We start from the raw sequence: 15059 nt of genomic DNA, 5'->3' as shown, positions 1-15059 counted from the left end.
GCGGCGGCCGGGGCGACACCGTAGGGAGGCGGGGTGACGCGGAGGTGAACAGGCGGGGTCGGCCCGCCCGGCTCAGTGCGCCATCGGGAGCGGCGCGTCCGACTCCGCCGGGCGGCGGACGAAGAACGCGGCCACGATCGCGACCGTCGCGATCGACGCGCCCCACAGGAACGCGGAGTGGATGCCGCCGGCGTAGGAGGCGACCTCGTCGACTCCGCCCTGCGCGAGCTCCGCCGACCGGATCGAGAGGACGGTGACGAACAGCGCCGTGCCCGCCGCGCCGCCCAGCTGCTGCACGGTGCCGATGATCGCGCTGCCGTGCGAGTAGAGCGAGGGGCGCACCGAGCCGAGGCCGGCGGTGAACAGCGGCGTGAAGACGAAGGCGAGGCCCAGGCTGAGGGTGACGTGCAGCGAGAGGACGAACCAGGGCGACGAGTCCGCCGCGAGCAGGGTGTACCCCCACAGTGCGCCGGCGACGACGATCGAGCCGGGCACGAGCAGCACGCGCGGGCCGAAGCGGTCGTAGCCGCGGCCGACGAACGGCGCGAGCAGGCCCATCAGCAGGCCGCCGGGGAGCAGGAGCAGCCCGGTCTCCAGCGGAGTGAGGCCCAGCACGTTCTGCGTGTAGAGGGGCAGCAGGATCAGCGTGCCGAAGAGCGCCGACATGCTGACCGCCATCATCGCGATGACGATGGTGAAGTTCGCGGAGGAGAAGGTCCGGAGGTCCAGCAGGGCCCGGTCGGTGCGCTGCAGCAGGAGCTGGCGCGCGATGAAGCCCGCGAGGCCGAGGCCCGCGACGACGAACGGGATCCACGGCGCGACGACCGCGGCTCCGCCCTCGCCGAGGCTCGACAGGCCGTAGACGAGGCCGCCGAAGCCGAAGACCGAGAGGACGACCGAGAGCGAGTCGATCGGGATGGAGCGGGGCTCGGTGACGTTCTCGACCTTGCGCAGGCCCAGGAGCAGCGCGCCGATCGCGATCGGCAGCACGATCCAGAACATCCAGCGCCAGCCGAGGAAGTTGAGGATGACGCCCGAGATCGTCGGTCCGACGGCCGGAGCCACCGAGATGACGATCGAGATGTTGCCCATCATCCGGCCGCGGATCGCCGGGGGCACCAGCGTCATCACGGTCGTCATCAGCAGCGGCATCATGATGGCCGTGCCGCCGGCCTGCACCACGCGGGCCGCCAGGAGGACCGCGAAGGTCGGGGCGAGCGCGGCGGTGAGCGTGCCGAGGCTGAAGAGGATCATCGCGGCGGCGAAGAGCGTGCGGGTGTGCAGCCGCTGGATCAGGTAGCCCGTGATCGGGATGACGACGGCCATCGTGAGCATGAAGGCGGTCGAGAGCCACTGGCCCACGTGCGCCTCGACGTCGAAGTCGCGCATGAGGTCGGGCAGCGCCACGCTCATGATCGTCTCGTTGAGGATCACGACGAACGCCGACACCAGCAGGAGGCTGATGACCAGGCGGCTGCGCGGCTCGAGGGTCGTGGCGGCGGCGGGTGCGGCGGGCCGCGCGGCGGGAAGGGTGCTGCGCTCGGTCACAGGTGTTCTCCGGTCGTGAGGGGGATCGGTGTGAGGGGCGCATCGACGGCTCGACTCGCGGGCGCGGATGCGGGGTACGGAGGGAGAACAGCGGCGGGCGCCCCGGACATTCCCGATCGACGGGGATCCGCTGCGAGAGGTCTCAGGCGAGGACCGCGCAGAGCGCGGAGGACGCGGCCTCGGCCTCCTCGAGCGTGGCGCCCTCGCCGAAGCTGAACCGCACGGCGGTCCGGGCGACGTCGGGGTCGAGGCCGAGGGCCAGCAGCGCGGGCGAGGGCTCGTCGCGCCCGGCGGCGCACGCCGAGCCGCTCGAGACGACGACGCCGCGCTCCTCCAGCTCGAGGAGCGTCGACTCGCCGCTGCGCCCGGGGACGGCGTACGCGGCGATCGAGGGGAGCCGGTGCGCCGCGGAGCCCAGCGGCACGGCCCGGGGCGCCAGGGCCGCGACCCGCTCGGCGAACGCGTCCCGGACCGCTCCGACCCGCGCCGCGCGGTCCGGATCGAGCAGGCGCACCGCGGTGCCGAGCGCGACCGCGAAGGCCACGTTCTCGGTGCCCGAGCGCCGCTCCCGCTCCTGGCCGCCGCCGTGCAGCAGGGGCTCGAACGGGAGCCGGCTGCGCAGCAGCAGCGCCCCCACGCCCTTCGGCGCCCCGAGCTTGTGCCCGGAGACCGAGACCGCGTCGGCGCCCCAGCCCGCGACGTCCAGCCAGCCGGCGGCCTGGACGGCGTCCACGTGCAGCGGCACGCCCCGCGATCGGCAGAGCGCCGCGATCGCCGGAACGTCCTGCACCGTCCCGATCTCGTTGCTCGCCGCGAGCACCGAGACCAGTGCGGTGTCCGGCCGGACCAGCGCGGCGAGCGCGTCGAGGTCGAGCAGGCCGGTCGCGTCGACGGGGGCCGTCGACACCTCGAAGCCGTGCAGGCGCCGGAGGTGGTCGGCCGACTCGACGGTCGCCTCGTGCTCGAGCGCCGAGATCACCAGGTGCCGTCCGCGCGGCGATCCCAGCGCGAGGCCCTTGACCGCCGTGTTGATCGACTCCGTGCCGCCGGAGGTGAAGAGCGTCTCGGAGGCGCGGCCGCCGAGGAAGCGGGCCACGTGAGCGCGCGCCGCCTCCAGCGCGCGCGCCGCGGCGTCGCCGAGCGAGTGGCTGCTCGACGGATTGCCGTACTCGGCGGTGAGGAACGGCCACATGGCCTCCAGCACCTCGCGGCGCACGGGCGAGGTCGCGGCGTGGTCGAGGTAGATCACTCGACCGCGATGTCCAGGCCGAGGTCGAGCGAGCGGACGCTGTGGGTGAGCGCGCCGACGGAGATCACGTCGACCCCCGCCTCCGCGATCGCGCGCACGGTCGAGAGGTCGACGCCGCCGCTCGCCTCGACCACGGCCCGCCCGCCGATGAGGGCGACGCCCTGGCGGAGCAGTTCGGGGGTGAAGTTGTCGAGCATGATCGTGTCCGCGCCTCCCGCCAGCGCGGGCTCGATCTGGTCGAGCCGGTCGACCTCGACCTCGAGGTGCGCCGTGTGCGGGATCGAGGCGCGCGCCGCCCGCAGGGCCGCGGTCAGGTCGATCCCGCGCGCGGCGAGCACCGCGAGGTGGTTGTCCTTCGCCAGCACCGCGTCCGAGAGCGAGAAGCGGTGGTTGCGGCCGCCGCCGCTGCGGACGGCGTGCCTCTCGAGCGCGCGCAGGCCCGGCGTGGTCTTGCGGGTGTCGACGATGCGGGCGCGCGTCCCCTCCACCGCGGCGACGTACTGCGCCGTCAGGGTGGCGATGCCGCTCATCCGCTGCACGAGGTTGAGCGCGACGCGCTCGCCGCGGAGCACGCCGCCCGCGGGGCCCTCGATCCGGGCGAGGGTCTGCCCGGCCTCGAAGACCGCGCCGTCCTCCACGAGCACCGAGCAGCGGATCCGGGAGTCGACCTGCCGCATCGTGCCGACGAGGACGGCGCCGCCGCTGAAGACACCGGGCTCGCGGGCCACGAGGGCGGCGCTCGCGGTGGCGTCCGCGGGGAGGAGGGTGTCGGAGGTCAGGTCGCCCCAGGGCGCGTCCTCCTCGAGGGCGAGGGTGACGACGCGGTCGATGCTCTGGCGGGTCAGCACGGAAGGGCCGCCTCTCTGGTGGGGGCGGCGGCGCTCGCCGTCGCGGGGTCGGAGGAGTCGGTGCGGTGGTGGGCGCCGACGGAGTGCGTGCGCGCGAGCGCGGCGTCGATGAGAGCGAGGGCGCAGATCAGCAGGTTCGCGTCCTCGAGCGTCCTCAGTCCGAGCGGAGCGGGCGAGGCGGAGGCGACGAGCGCGTCGCGCGCCGCTGTGAGCCCCGCCGCGTCCCGGGAGAGGCCGGCTCCCGCCCACATCGCGTCCTGGAGAGCGGTGCGGTCGAGCGTCATCGGGACGACGGCGCGGGGAGGGGCGACCGGGCCGCCGCTCCAGGAGAGGGAGTCGAGGGCGAGCGCCGCGCGGCGCGCGAACACGACGCCCTCGAGCAGGCTGTTGGAGGCGAGGCGGTTCGCGCCGTGGACGCCGGTGCGGGCGACCTCGCCCACTGCGAGCAGCCCGGGGAGGCTGGTGCGCCCGTCCAGGTCGGTCGCGATCCCGCCCATCCAGTAGTGCGCGGCCGGAGTCACGGGCAGCAGGTCGTCGGCGAGCGAGAGCCCGTTCTCGCGGCAGGCCGCCGAGATCGTCGGGAACCTCTTCGCCAGCACCTCGGGGTCGATCGCCCGGGCGTCCAGGTGCACGGGCAGTCCGCCCTGCAGCCGCATCCGCTCCGCGATCGCGCGCGCCACGACGTCGCGCGGCGCCAGCTCGGCCTCGGGGTGCACCCCGGCCAGGAACCGCTCGCCCGCGGCGTCGCGCAGCACCGCGCCCTCGCCGCGCACCGCCTCCGAGACGAGGAAGCCGCCCGGCAGCGCGAGCGTGGTCGGGTGGAACTGGTAGAACTCCAGGTCCGCCGTCTCCGCTCCTGCCCGCAGGGCGGCGGCGAGCCCGTCCCCGGTAGCGACGGACGGATTGGTGGTGTGCCGGTAGAGCTGCCCGGCGCCTCCGGTGGCCAGCACGACCGCGTCGGCCGCCAGGCGCTCGAGCACGCCGTCGTGCAGGACGTCGGCGCCCGTGACCGAGCCGCCCTCCCGCACCAGGTCGACCAGGGCGGCGTGCTCGCGCACCTCGACCGACGAGGCCCGCACCGCCGCCACGAGAGCGGCCTCGATCGCGGCGCCCGTCGCGTCGCCGCCGGCGTGCAGGATCCGCGGACGCGAGTGGGCGCCCTCGAGTCCCCGCGCCAGCTCGCCGCCCTCGCGGTCGAAGCCGACGCCCCACTCCTGCAGCACCGCGACCGCCTCCGGCCCCTCGGCGCAGAGCACCTCGACCGCCGAGCGCACGGCGAGGCCCGCACCGGCGGTGAGCGTGTCCTCCACGTGCAGCGCCACGGAGTCGCCCGGCGCCGTGACCGCGGCGATCCCGCCCTGCGCGGCGCGCGTCGACGACTCCGCCAGCGCGCCCTTGGTGACGAGCAGCACCTCGTGGCGGCGCTGCGCCGTCAGCGCGGCGACCAGCCCGGCGATGCCGCTGCCGACGACGACGACCCGCGCCATGTCAGACCGCCGCCGGCCCGGCGGGCGGAACGGCCGCGAGCATCCGCTCGAGGGCGATGCGCGCCTCGGCCTGCACCGACTCCGCGACCTCGATCCGGTTGAGCACCGTCCCCGCGACCAGTCCCTCGAGCACCCAGGCGAGGTAGCCGGGGTGGATGCGGTACATGGTCGAGCAGGGGCAGACCACGTCGTCGAGGCAGAAGATCGTGTGCTGCGGGTACTGGACGGCGAGGCGCTGCACCAGGTTGATCTCGGTGCCGATCGCGAAGGTCGATCCCGCGGGTGCCGCCTGGATCGCCTTCACGATGTAGTCGGTCGAGCCGTACTCGTCGGCCGCGTCGACGACCGCCATCGGGCACTCCGGGTGCACGATCACGCGCACGCCCGGGTGCTCGGCGCGCGCCTTCGCGATCTGGGCCGTCGTGAAGCGCTTGTGCACCGAGCAGAAGCCGTGCCAGAGGATCACCTGCGCGTCCAGGAGCGTCGCAGTGTCGGAGCCGCCCTGCGGCTTCCGCGGGTTCCACATCGGCATCCGCTCCAGCGGCACGCCCATCGCCTTGGCGGTGTTGCGGCCGAGGTGCTGGTCGGGGAAGAACAGCACCCGCTGCCCGCGCGCGAACGCGTCCTCGAGAACGGTCGCCGCGTTCGAGGAGGTGCAGACCACGCCTCCGTTGCGGCCGCAGAACGCCTTCAGCGCGGCGGAGGAGTTCATGTACGTGACCGGGACGAGCGGCACGCGGCCGTCGGCGTCCGGCTCGGTGCCGTAGAGCTCGGTGAGCTCGGCCCAGGCGTCCTCGACGGAGTCGATGTCGGCCATGTCCGCCATCGAGCAGCCGGCCGCCAGGTTCGGGAGGATCACGGCCTGCTCCGGTCCGGAGAGGATGTCGGCCGTCTCCGCCATGAAGTGCACGCCGCAGAAGACGATGGCCTCGGCGTCGGGCCGGCTCGTCGCCGCCTTCGCCAGCTGGAACGAGTCGCCCACGTAGTCGGCGTACTGCACCACCTCGTCCCGCTGGTAGAAGTGCCCGAGCACGACGACCCGCTCGCCGAGCGTCTCCTTCGCCGCGAGGATGCGGTGGTGCAGCTCGTCGGCGCTCGCCGTCGTGTACTCCTCCGGCAGACGTCCCTGGACCGGGGCGTCGGCCGGGATCGGGTCGGCCTGGGAGGCGCCGGGCCCGTAGGCGGGCAGGCCGAGGTCGAACGACCAGGGGGCCTCCGCGAGCTCGGGCGCGCAGGTGGCGCCGGGCGCGGAGCCGCCCTCGATGAGCCGGATGGTGCTGTCGACGGATGTCACGGTGTTCTCCTCGTGAGGCGGGTGGGGGAGTCGGGCGGCGCGCTCAGACGGGCAGCGGGCCGTTGTCGACGAGCGCCGCCGACTCGTCGTAGCGGTAGAGGCGCGGGGGACGGTGGCGGGTGCCCGTCAGGCGCTCCCCGGTGGGCACCACGGTGCCGGAGCTCTCGATCGTCCGGCGGAAATTGGCCGGGTCGAGGGGCTTCTGCAGGACGGCCTCGTGGACCTCCCGCAGCTGGGACAGGGTGAAGGCGCCGCCGAGGAAGGCCTGCGCGATGCGGGAGTACTCCATCTTGTTGCGCAGGCGCCAGAGGGCGTAGTCGACGATCAGTCCGTGGTCGAAGGCGAGCTCGAGCGGCAGATCGGTGCAGAGCCAGGCGACGTTCTCTCCCACGATGGCCTCGTCGGCCTCGGCGGAGCGCACGAGCGCCCAGTAGACGATCGACACGACGCGGTCCTCGCCGGGGGAGCGGTCGGTGCCGCCGACGGCGTAGAGCTGCTCGAGGTAGCGCGGAGCCAGGCCCGTGGTCTCGCGGAGAGTGCGGCGGGCCGACTCGGCGAGGTCCTCGTCCGGATGCAGCGGTCCGCCGGGCAGTGCCCAGAGTCCCTCGAACGGCTCGCGGATGCGCCGGACGACGGGGATCCAGACGGTGCTCGCTCCGGTCTCCGGGTGCGGCCGCAGGGCGAAGATCACCGTCGACACGGCGAGCTGCACGTCCGGCATCCGGTGCCCCCTACTAAGAGTCGCACCGACTGTAAGTGCTGGGATCACCTTAGTGTCACGAACACCTGAACACCTAGCGGAAGAGGCGACACGCCGCGCAGGGTCCGCCCTCACCGCTAGGCTGACCGCACAACCGAATACCGGGCCGCAATACGCGACGCGGGAGAGCCGACTCCGGTCGGCACCGAAGGAGCAAGCCTCCCCGCCAATCTCTCAGGTCTTGTACCGCGTCGAACTGGCCACTCTGGAAAGCGATCCGCTCGGATCCGCCCATGGTGAAAGCGCTCGACCCCTCGGGGCGGCGCGAATCTCTCAGGCTCCACGACAGAGGGGGAGTTCCCACGGCACTGCTGTGCTCTGCCGCGAACGCGGCGCGAGTCCAGCACTGCGACGAAATGGAGAACTCATGTCCGAGACCCCGACGACCAGCCCCGAAGCCCGCTACTCGCCCCTGCACGAGGTGCACGTCGCCGCCGGCGCGTCCTTCACCGACTTCGCCGGGTGGCAGATGCCGGTCCGCTACTCCGGCGATCTCGCCGAGCACCACGCCGTGCGCACTGCCGCCGGCCTCTTCGACCTCTCGCACATGGCCGAGATCCTCGTCGTCGGCCCCGAGGCGGTCGACGCCCTCGACTACGCGCTGGCGAGCGACATCTCGGCCGTCGCCGCCGGCCGCGCGAAGTACACCCTTCTCCTGGAGCGCACGGGCGGCGTGATCGACGACCTCGTCGTCTACCGCACGGGCGAGGACCGCTTCATGGTCGTCGCGAACGCGGCCAACCGGCACATCGTCGTCGAGACGCTCCGCGACCGCACCGCGATGTTCGAGTGCGAGCTGTTCGACGAGAGCGACGACGTCGCCCTCATCGCGCTGCAGGGCCCGCGCTCGCTCGAGATCCTGCAGAACGTCCAGGGCCTCGCCGTCGAGACCGAGCGGGGAGCGGAGTCCGTGCTCGACACGGACGACGCCGCCCGCCTGCTCGCGGAGCTGCGCTACTACCGCGCCGTGCCCGCGACCTTCGAGGCGCATCCGATCCTGATCGCGCGCACCGGGTACACGGGCGAGGACGGCTTCGAGATCTACGTCTCGCCCGACTCCGCTCCCGCGCTCTGGCAGACTCTCGCCGAGACCGGCGCCGGAGCGGGCCTCGTCCCCGCCGGCCTCGCCGCCCGCGACACCCTCCGCCTCGAGGCGGGCATGCCGCTCTACGGCCACGAGCTCTCCCGCGACGTCTTCCCCGCACAGGCCGGCCTCGGCCGCGTCGTCGCCTTCGGGAAGCCGATCGACTTCGTCGGCCGCGCGGCCAGCGAGGAGGGTCCCTCCGGAGACGCTCCCGTGCTCGTCGGGCTCGTCGGCGAGGGCCGCCGCGCCGCCCGTGCCGACTACACCGTCCTCTCCGGCGACGACGAGGTCGGAGTGGTCACCAGCGGCGTCCTCTCGCCGACCCTGGGCGTCCCGATCGCGATGGCCTACGTCGCCCCCGCCTCCGCGCAGCCCGGGACGGCGCTCGCCGTCGACATCCGCGGCACGCGCCTCCCGATGACCGTCACCGAGCTCCCCTTCTACTCGAGAAAGAAGAACTGACATGGCCGTGCCCACCGAGCTGCAGTACACCTCCGACCACGAGTGGATCCGGGTCGACGGAGAGGTCGCGACCGTCGGCATCACCGCCTACGCCGCGGACAAGCTGGGCGACGTCGTCTTCGTCGAGCTCCCCGAGGCGGGAGCCCGCGTCGAGGGCGGCAGCGTCGTCGGCGAGATCGAGTCGACCAAGTCGGTGGGCGAGCTGTTCGCCCCCGTCGACGGCGAGGTCCTCGAGACCAACACGGCCGTCGTCGACAGCCCCGAGCTCGTCAACTCCGACCCGTTCGGCGAGGGGTGGCTGATCCGGGTCCGCTTCGACGCCCTGCCCGACGGCCTCCTCGACTCGGCCGCCTACACCGAGCTGGTCGGCGAGTAGATGGCGGCCACCAGGACCCCCGGCGCCTTCGAGTCCCGCCACATCGGGACCGACGCCGACGCGCAGCGCACCATGCTCGCGGCTCTCGGCTACGACTCCGTGGAGGAGCTCGTCACCGCCGCCGTCCCCGAGTCGATCCACGTCCGCGACCTCCCGCAGGTGCTGCCCGCTCCGGCCACCGAGACGGAGGCGCTCGCCGAGCTGCGCGCCCTCGCCGCGAGGAACACGGTGCGTCGGCCGATGATCGGCCTCGGCTACTACGGCACGCACACCCCCGCGGTGATCAAGCGCAACGTGCTCGAGAACCCCAGCTGGTACACGGCCTACACGCCGTACCAGCCCGAGATCTCGCAGGGGCGCCTGGAGGCGCTGATCAACTTCCAGACGATGGTCTCCGACCTCACCGGCCTCGACACGGCCGGCGCGTCGATGCTCGACGAGGGCACGGCCGTCGTCGAGGCCATGCTGCTCGCGCGCCGCGCCTCGAAGGCGCGCACCGACGTCTTCGTCGTCGACTCCGACGCTCTCCCGCAGACCCTCGCGCTGCTGCGCGGCCGGGCGGAGGCCGTCGGCATCCGCATCGTCGAGCTCCCGCTCTCGCGCACCGCCGCGGAGGAGGTGCCGGAGTGCTTCGGCGCACTCGTGCAGTACCCCGGCGCGTCCGGGCACCTCTGGGACCCGTCGGCGGTGCTCGCCGCGGTGAAGGCCCACGGCGGCCTGGCCGTCGTCGCCGCCGACCTGCTCGCGCTGACCCTGGTGCGCTCGCCGGGCGAGCTCGGCGCGGACGTCGCGGTCGGCACCACGCAGCGCTTCGGCGTCCCGCTGGGCTTCGGAGGACCGCACGCCGGCTACCTCGCCGTCCGCAAGGGACTCGAGCGCCAGCTGCCCGGCCGCCTCGTCGGCGTCAGCCAGGACGCGGACGGCCACCCCGCCTACCGCCTGTCCCTCCAGGCCCGCGAGCAGCACATCCGCCGCGAGAAGGCGACCTCCAACATCTGCACCGCGCAGGTCCTCCTGGCGGTCATGGCGGCGATGTACGCGGTCTACCACGGGCCGGACGGGCTCGCCGCGATCGCCGAGCGCGTGCACGGCCGGGCCGCGCTCCTCGCGCGCCTCCTCCTCGACCGGGGCCACTCCCTCCGGCACGCCGACTTCTTCGACACCGTCTCGGTCGTCGTGCCCGGCGGCGCGGAGGCGGCGGTCGCCCGCGCCCGCGAGGCCGGCTTCGACGTGCGCCTGGTCGACGCCGACACGGTCTCGGTGTCGATCGACGAGACGGTCACCGACCTCGAGGTGATCGCCGTCGCGACCGCCGTCGGGCAGCTGGACTCGTCGTTCGGCTTCCTCGGCGGCTCCGCGCGGAGCATCCCCGCCGAGCTCGACCGCCGCACGCCCTTCCTCGTGCACCCGGTCTTCAGCAGCCACCACAGCGAGACCTCGATGATGCGCTACCTCAAGCGCCTCGCCGACTCGGACTACGCGCTGGACCGCGGCATGATCCCGCTCGGCTCCTGCACCATGAAGCTCAACGCCGCCACCGAGATGGAGGCGGTCAGCTGGCCCGAGTTCGCGGACCTGCACCCGTTCGCCCCCGAGGCGGACGTGCAGGGCTCCCTGGCGCTGATCGGCCAGCTGGAGGGGTGGCTCGCCCACCTCACCGGCTACGACTCCGTGTCGCTCCAGCCCAACGCCGGCTCGCAGGGCGAGCTCGCGGGCCTGCTGGCGATCCGCGGCTGGCACCGGTCGAACGGCGACGAGGACCGCACGGTCTGCCTGATCCCCTCGAGCGCCCACGGCACCAACGCCGCGAGCGCGGTCCTCGCCGGCATGCGCGTCGTCGTCGTGGCCTGCGACGAGCTCGGCAACGTCGACCTGGACGACCTCCGGGCGAAGATCGCCGAGCACGCGGGCTCCCTCGCCGCGCTGATGATCACCTATCCGTCGACCCACGGCGTCTACGAGCACGAGGTCGCCGAGATCTGCCGCCTCGTCCACGAGGCCGGCGGACAGGTGTACGTGGACGGCGCGAACCTCAACGCGCTTCTGGGCTTCGCCCGCTTCGGAGACTTCGGCGGCGACGTCTCGCACCTCAACCTGCACAAGACGTTCTGCATCCCGCACGGCGGAGGCGGTCCCGGCGTCGGTCCCGTCGCCGCGAAGGCGCACCTCGCGCCGTTCCTGCCCGGCCACCCGCTCGCGCAGCGGCTCGAGCACGGCGTGGGCACGCAGGGCGAGCGGATCGTCCACGGCGGCGCACCGGTGTCGGCAGCGCCCTACGGCAGCCCCGGCATCCTGCCGATCTCGTGGGCGTACGCCCGGATGATGGGCGAGGAGGGCCTGCGGGCCGCGACCGGGGCGGCCGTCCTCTCGGCCAACTACGTCGCCGCGCGCCTCCGCGAGCACTACCCGGTGCTCTACACGGGGGACAACGGGCTCGTCGCCCACGAGTGCATCCTCGACATCCGTCCGCTGACGGCGGCGACCGGAGTGACCGTGGACGACGTCGCCAAGCGCCTCGTCGACTACGGCTTCCACGCCCCGACCATGAGCTTCCCCGTCGCCGGGACCCTGATGGTCGAGCCGACGGAGAGCGAGGACCTCGCCGAGATCGACCGCTTCATCGACGCGATGATCGGGATCCGGGCGGAGGCCGACCGCGTCGGCGCGGGGGAGTGGCCGGTGGACGACAACCCGCTGCGCGGCGCCCCGCACACCGCCGAGTGCCTGACGGCCGAGGAGTGGACGCACCCCTACAGCCGCGAGCAGGCCGTCTACCCGGTCCGCTCGCTGGTGCGCGGCAAGTACTGGCCGCCGGTCCGCCGGATCGACCAGGCCTACGGCGACCGCAATCTCGTCTGCGCCTGCCCGCCCATCGAGGCCTTCGCCTGATCCGCCCGCACGCGCTCGTCCGCAACCGAGGGTGAGAGAGCAGGAACGGAGCCTCGAGCCCGTCCTGTCATCTCCCATCCTCGGCTGCGGATACCGGCGGTTCCGCGCAGGCGCGGAGTGGGGCGCAGTCCTCCCGATCCGGGGGGAACGGCGCACGGCGACTCCGATGCACGAGGGAGCCCGACCGTGTGGAACGCGTGGTGGAGGTGCTGGCAGGGCTCGACGGAGTCGCGACGAGCGAGCGGCTCCACCGTGCGGGTGTCACGCCGCGGCTCTTGAGAGCCGCCGTCGAGCGCGGCGCGGTCCTGCGGCTCCTCGGATGCGATCGGTCCGTCGTCACGGCCGCGGAGCCGGCGGCGCGAACAGCTCGGGCCAGAGGGCGACGGCCAGCGGGTAGCCGACGAACGAGACGATGTCGATGATCGAGTGGGCGATCACCAGGGGCAGGGTGCGGCCGAAGCGCTGGTAGAAGAGTCCGAACACCAGGCCCATGACCACGTTCCCGATGAAGGGCCCGATGCCCTGGTACAGGTGGTAGCTGCCCCGGAGCAGCGCACTGGTCACCAGGATCCGCCACCGCCCCCAGCCCAGATCGCCCAGGCGGGCGAAGAGGTACCCGATCACGACGACCTCCTCCTGCACACCCGCCCGGATCGCGGAGAGCACGAGCACCGGCACCGTCCACCAGTACGCGTCCAGCGGCGAGGCCACCACCGCCACGGTGATGCCCAGCGCGCGTCCGACGGCGTACAGCGCGATGCCCGGCGCGCCGATCGCCACCGCGAGGACCGTCCCGGTCCCCAGGTCCGCGAACGGCCGGCGCAGGTCGAGCCCCAGGCGCCCGAGGGGACGGCCCGAGCTCTGCCAGAGCAGGAACGCGCAGAGGGCCACCGGCACCAGGTCGAAGAAGAGCGCGAGCAGCTGGTAGACGAGGTCGAAGCCCGGGCGGTCGCTGAGGGCGCCGTTGATCGTCGCGGTCTGGTCGGCCAGTGCGGTCGAGCGGGTGAGCCGGTTGGCGATGGAGACCACCGAGTAGACAGCGGAGGCGCCCAGCGAGAGCCCGAGGACCAGCAGGATCTCGACGCGGATCCGGCGCCGTCCGGGCGCGGATCCTGACAGGTCGGTGGACACTCCGTGCGTCTCCTCTGAAGTCGATGTGTTGCGCGACGGCCGCCCGGCACGCACGTTTCGTGCAGAACAGCGCAAGGATTCCACCTCCCGGTTACCGCTGTGTAACGGTTGCCACATGCTTTTGTGCAGATAGCGGGCGAATACATAGTCTCGTTGAAGGCATCCGCGCGACGGCCACCAGTCTCGTGCGCCGCCGCCGTCGCCACGCGCACGGCACTCCACGCGTCAGGGAAACCACTTCTCGCGCGCCCCCACATCACTGGAGGAATAGTGAACATCAGACGTTACGGATTCGGGGCTCTGGCGCTCGTCGCCGCGAGCACGCTGGTCCTGGCCGGCTGCAGCAGCTCGAACGACTCGGGCGGAGGTGCATCGGGAGGCGACGCCGCCGCGATCATCTCCACGAACGGCTCCGAGCCGCAGAACCCGCTGATCCCGACGAACACCAACGAGGTGGGCGGCGGCAAGATCCTCGACGAAATCTTCGCGGGCCTGGTCTACTACGACGCCAAGGGCGCCCCCGAGAACGACGTCGCCGAGTCCATCGAGTCGGACGACGCGCAGAACTACACGATCACGATCAAGTCGGGCCTGACCTTCACGAACGGCGACCCGGTCACCTCCAGCTCGTTCATCGACGCCTGGAACTACGGCGCCAAGCTGTCGAACAACCAGCTCAGCGCGTCGTTCTTCTCGAACTTCGAGGGCTTCAGCGACACCGAGGACAGCGAGCTCACCGGTCTCAAGGCCGTGGACGACACCACCTTCACCGTCGCGCTCAAGTCCCCCCAGTCGGACTTCCCGATCAGCCTCGGCTACTCGGCGTACTACCCGCTGCCCGCCGCCGCGTTCGACGACATGGCCGCCTTCGGTGAGAACCCGATCGGCAACGGCCCGTACAAGCTCGACGGCGACGACGCGTGGCAGCACGACGTCCAGATCGAGCTCGTCAAGAACGACGAGTACACCGGCCCCCGCGAGGCCCAGAACGGCGGCCTGAAGATCGTCTTCTACGCCACGCAGGACGCCTCCTACGCCGACCTCCTCGGCGGCAACGTCGACGTGATCGACCAGATCCCGGACTCCGCCTTCGGCACCTTCGAGAGCGACCTCGGCGACCGCGCCGTGAACCAGCCCTCGGCCGTGTTCCAGTCCTTCACCATCCCGGGCCGTCTCCCGCACTTCGACGGCGAGGAGGGCAAGCTCCGCCGCCAGGCGATCTCGATGTCCTTCGACCGCAAGGAGATCACCGACGTGATCTTCGAGGGCACCCGCACCCCGGCCTCCGACTTCACCTCCCCGGTGATCGACGGCTACAGCGACGCCCTCACCGGCGCCGACGTGCTCGAGTACAACCCCGACGAGGCCAAGGCGCTGTGGGCTCAGGCCGACGCGATCAGCCCCTGGGACGGCACCTTCAAGATCGCCTACAACGCCGACGGCGGCCACCAGGGCTGGGTCGACGCGGTGACCAACTCGATCAAGAACACGCTGGGCATCGACGCCGAGGGCGACGCGTACCCGACCTTCGCCGAGGCGCGCACCAAGATCGTCGACCGCTCGATCGAGACCGCGTTCCGCACCGGATGGCAGGCCGACTACCCGAGCCTCTACAACTTCCTCGGACCGCTCTACGTGACCGGCGCCTCGTCCAACGACGGCGACTACTCGAACCCCGAGTTCGACTCCCTGCTCCAGCAGGGCCTGTCGGACGCCGACGCCGACGCTGCGAACAAGACGTTCCAGCAGGCCCAGGAGATCCTCCTCAAGGACCTCCCGTCGCTGCCCCTGTGGTACGCGAACGTGACCGGCGGCTACGGCGAGGGCGTGTCGAACGTCGAGTTCGGCTGGAACTCGGTGCCGCTCTACTACGAGATCACCAAGAACTAAGCTCGAACCACTGGGGCGCTTCGCCCGTGCCGTCGGCCGCC

At 72.5% G+C, this 15059-nt stretch carries 11 protein-coding genes and 1 riboswitch; of the genes, 4 read left to right on the top strand and 7 right to left on the bottom strand.

Annotated features, from left to right (window positions below):
* Positions 1-72: 72 nt before the first annotated feature.
* The 6 genes from GSU40_RS10670 to GSU40_RS10645 all read right to left on the bottom strand — a co-directional run bounded on the left by GSU40_RS10670 (position 73) and on the right by GSU40_RS10645 (position 7147).
* Positions 73-1548: a DHA2 family efflux MFS transporter permease subunit gene (locus GSU40_RS10670; protein ID WP_160034931.1), complete on the bottom strand. Its 1476-nt coding sequence runs from the start codon at positions 1546-1548 to the stop codon at positions 73-75.
* Positions 1549-1690: 142 nt separating this feature from the next.
* Entirely contained in the window at positions 1691-2797 is a 1107-nt protein-coding gene (locus GSU40_RS10665) for a cysteine desulfurase family protein (protein WP_160034929.1), read from the bottom strand.
* Positions 2794-3645 carry a carboxylating nicotinate-nucleotide diphosphorylase gene (nadC, locus tag GSU40_RS10660; protein WP_104266935.1) on the bottom strand — a complete coding sequence of 284 codons (852 nt, stop codon included), beginning with the start codon at positions 3643-3645 and terminating at the stop codon, positions 2794-2796. The genes GSU40_RS10665 and nadC overlap by 4 nt, the downstream gene beginning before the upstream one ends.
* A complete protein-coding gene (gene nadB, locus GSU40_RS10655; RefSeq protein WP_160034927.1) occupies positions 3639-5132 on the bottom strand; it encodes an L-aspartate oxidase in 1494 nt (497 codons plus the stop codon). The genes nadC and nadB overlap by 7 nt, the downstream gene beginning before the upstream one ends.
* Position 5133: 1 nt before the next feature.
* On the bottom strand, positions 5134-6426 hold the full coding sequence (gene nadA / locus GSU40_RS10650) for a quinolinate synthase NadA (RefSeq protein WP_104222968.1): 1293 nt from the start codon (positions 6424-6426) through the stop codon (positions 5134-5136).
* Positions 6427-6469: 43 nt separating this feature from the next.
* Entirely contained in the window at positions 6470-7147 is a 678-nt protein-coding gene (locus tag GSU40_RS10645; protein WP_104222969.1) for an NUDIX domain-containing protein, read from the bottom strand.
* 150 nt (positions 7148-7297) lie between these two features.
* Positions 7298-7385, top strand: a riboswitch (glycine riboswitch).
* 168 nt (positions 7386-7553) lie between these two features.
* Here GSU40_RS10645 and gcvT point away from each other — a divergent pair.
* From gcvT to gcvP, 3 genes are read left to right on the top strand one after another with little or no spacing between them, the layout of a single operon-like run.
* Positions 7554-8732: a glycine cleavage system aminomethyltransferase GcvT gene (gcvT, locus tag GSU40_RS10640; RefSeq protein ID WP_160034925.1), complete on the top strand. Its 1179-nt coding sequence runs from the start codon at positions 7554-7556 to the stop codon at positions 8730-8732.
* Position 8733: 1 nt separating this feature from the next.
* The gene (gene gcvH / locus GSU40_RS10635; protein ID WP_104225540.1) at positions 8734-9108 is read left to right on the top strand and encodes a glycine cleavage system protein GcvH; all 375 of its coding nucleotides are present in this window, start codon (positions 8734-8736) and stop codon (positions 9106-9108) included.
* Positions 9109-11997 (top strand): aminomethyl-transferring glycine dehydrogenase, encoded by a 2889-nt coding sequence (gene gcvP / locus GSU40_RS10630; RefSeq protein WP_160034923.1) that lies wholly within the window; start codon positions 9109-9111, stop codon positions 11995-11997.
* Positions 11998-12333: 336 nt separating this feature from the next.
* Here the strand turns inward: gcvP and GSU40_RS10625 are convergent, their stop codons facing one another.
* On the bottom strand, positions 12334-13128 hold the full coding sequence (locus tag GSU40_RS10625) for a CPBP family intramembrane glutamic endopeptidase (RefSeq protein WP_244229453.1): 795 nt from the start codon (positions 13126-13128) through the stop codon (positions 12334-12336).
* Positions 13129-13398: 270 nt separating this feature from the next.
* Here GSU40_RS10625 and GSU40_RS10620 point away from each other — a divergent pair, with 270 nt between their 5' ends.
* Positions 13399-15018, top strand: a complete 1620-nt coding sequence (locus tag GSU40_RS10620; RefSeq protein ID WP_160034919.1) for an ABC transporter substrate-binding protein — start codon at positions 13399-13401, stop codon at positions 15016-15018.
* Positions 15019-15059: the final 41 nt, after the last annotated feature.

The organism is Rathayibacter sp. VKM Ac-2805, from assembly GCF_009834265.1.
Taxonomy (GTDB): domain Bacteria; phylum Actinomycetota; class Actinomycetes; order Actinomycetales; family Microbacteriaceae; genus Rathayibacter.
This window is presented reverse-complemented; position numbering and strand designations above follow the sequence as displayed.

Bases quoted from the DNA above. Each gene is read 5' to 3' on its own strand.
- gcvT (WP_160034925.1), top strand. From the start codon at position 7,554: ATGTCCGAGACCCCGACGACCAGCCCCGAAGCCCGCTACTCGCCCCTG.
- GSU40_RS10645 (WP_104222969.1), bottom strand. From the start codon at position 7,147: ATGCCGGACGTGCAGCTCGCCGTGTCGACGGTGATCTTCGCCCTGCGG.
- gcvP (WP_160034923.1), top strand. From the start codon at position 9,109: ATGGCGGCCACCAGGACCCCCGGCGCCTTCGAGTCCCGCCACATCGGG.
- nadB (WP_160034927.1), bottom strand. From the start codon at position 5,132: ATGGCGCGGGTCGTCGTCGTCGGCAGCGGCATCGCCGGGCTGGTCGCC.
- gcvH (WP_104225540.1), top strand. From the start codon at position 8,734: ATGGCCGTGCCCACCGAGCTGCAGTACACCTCCGACCACGAGTGGATC.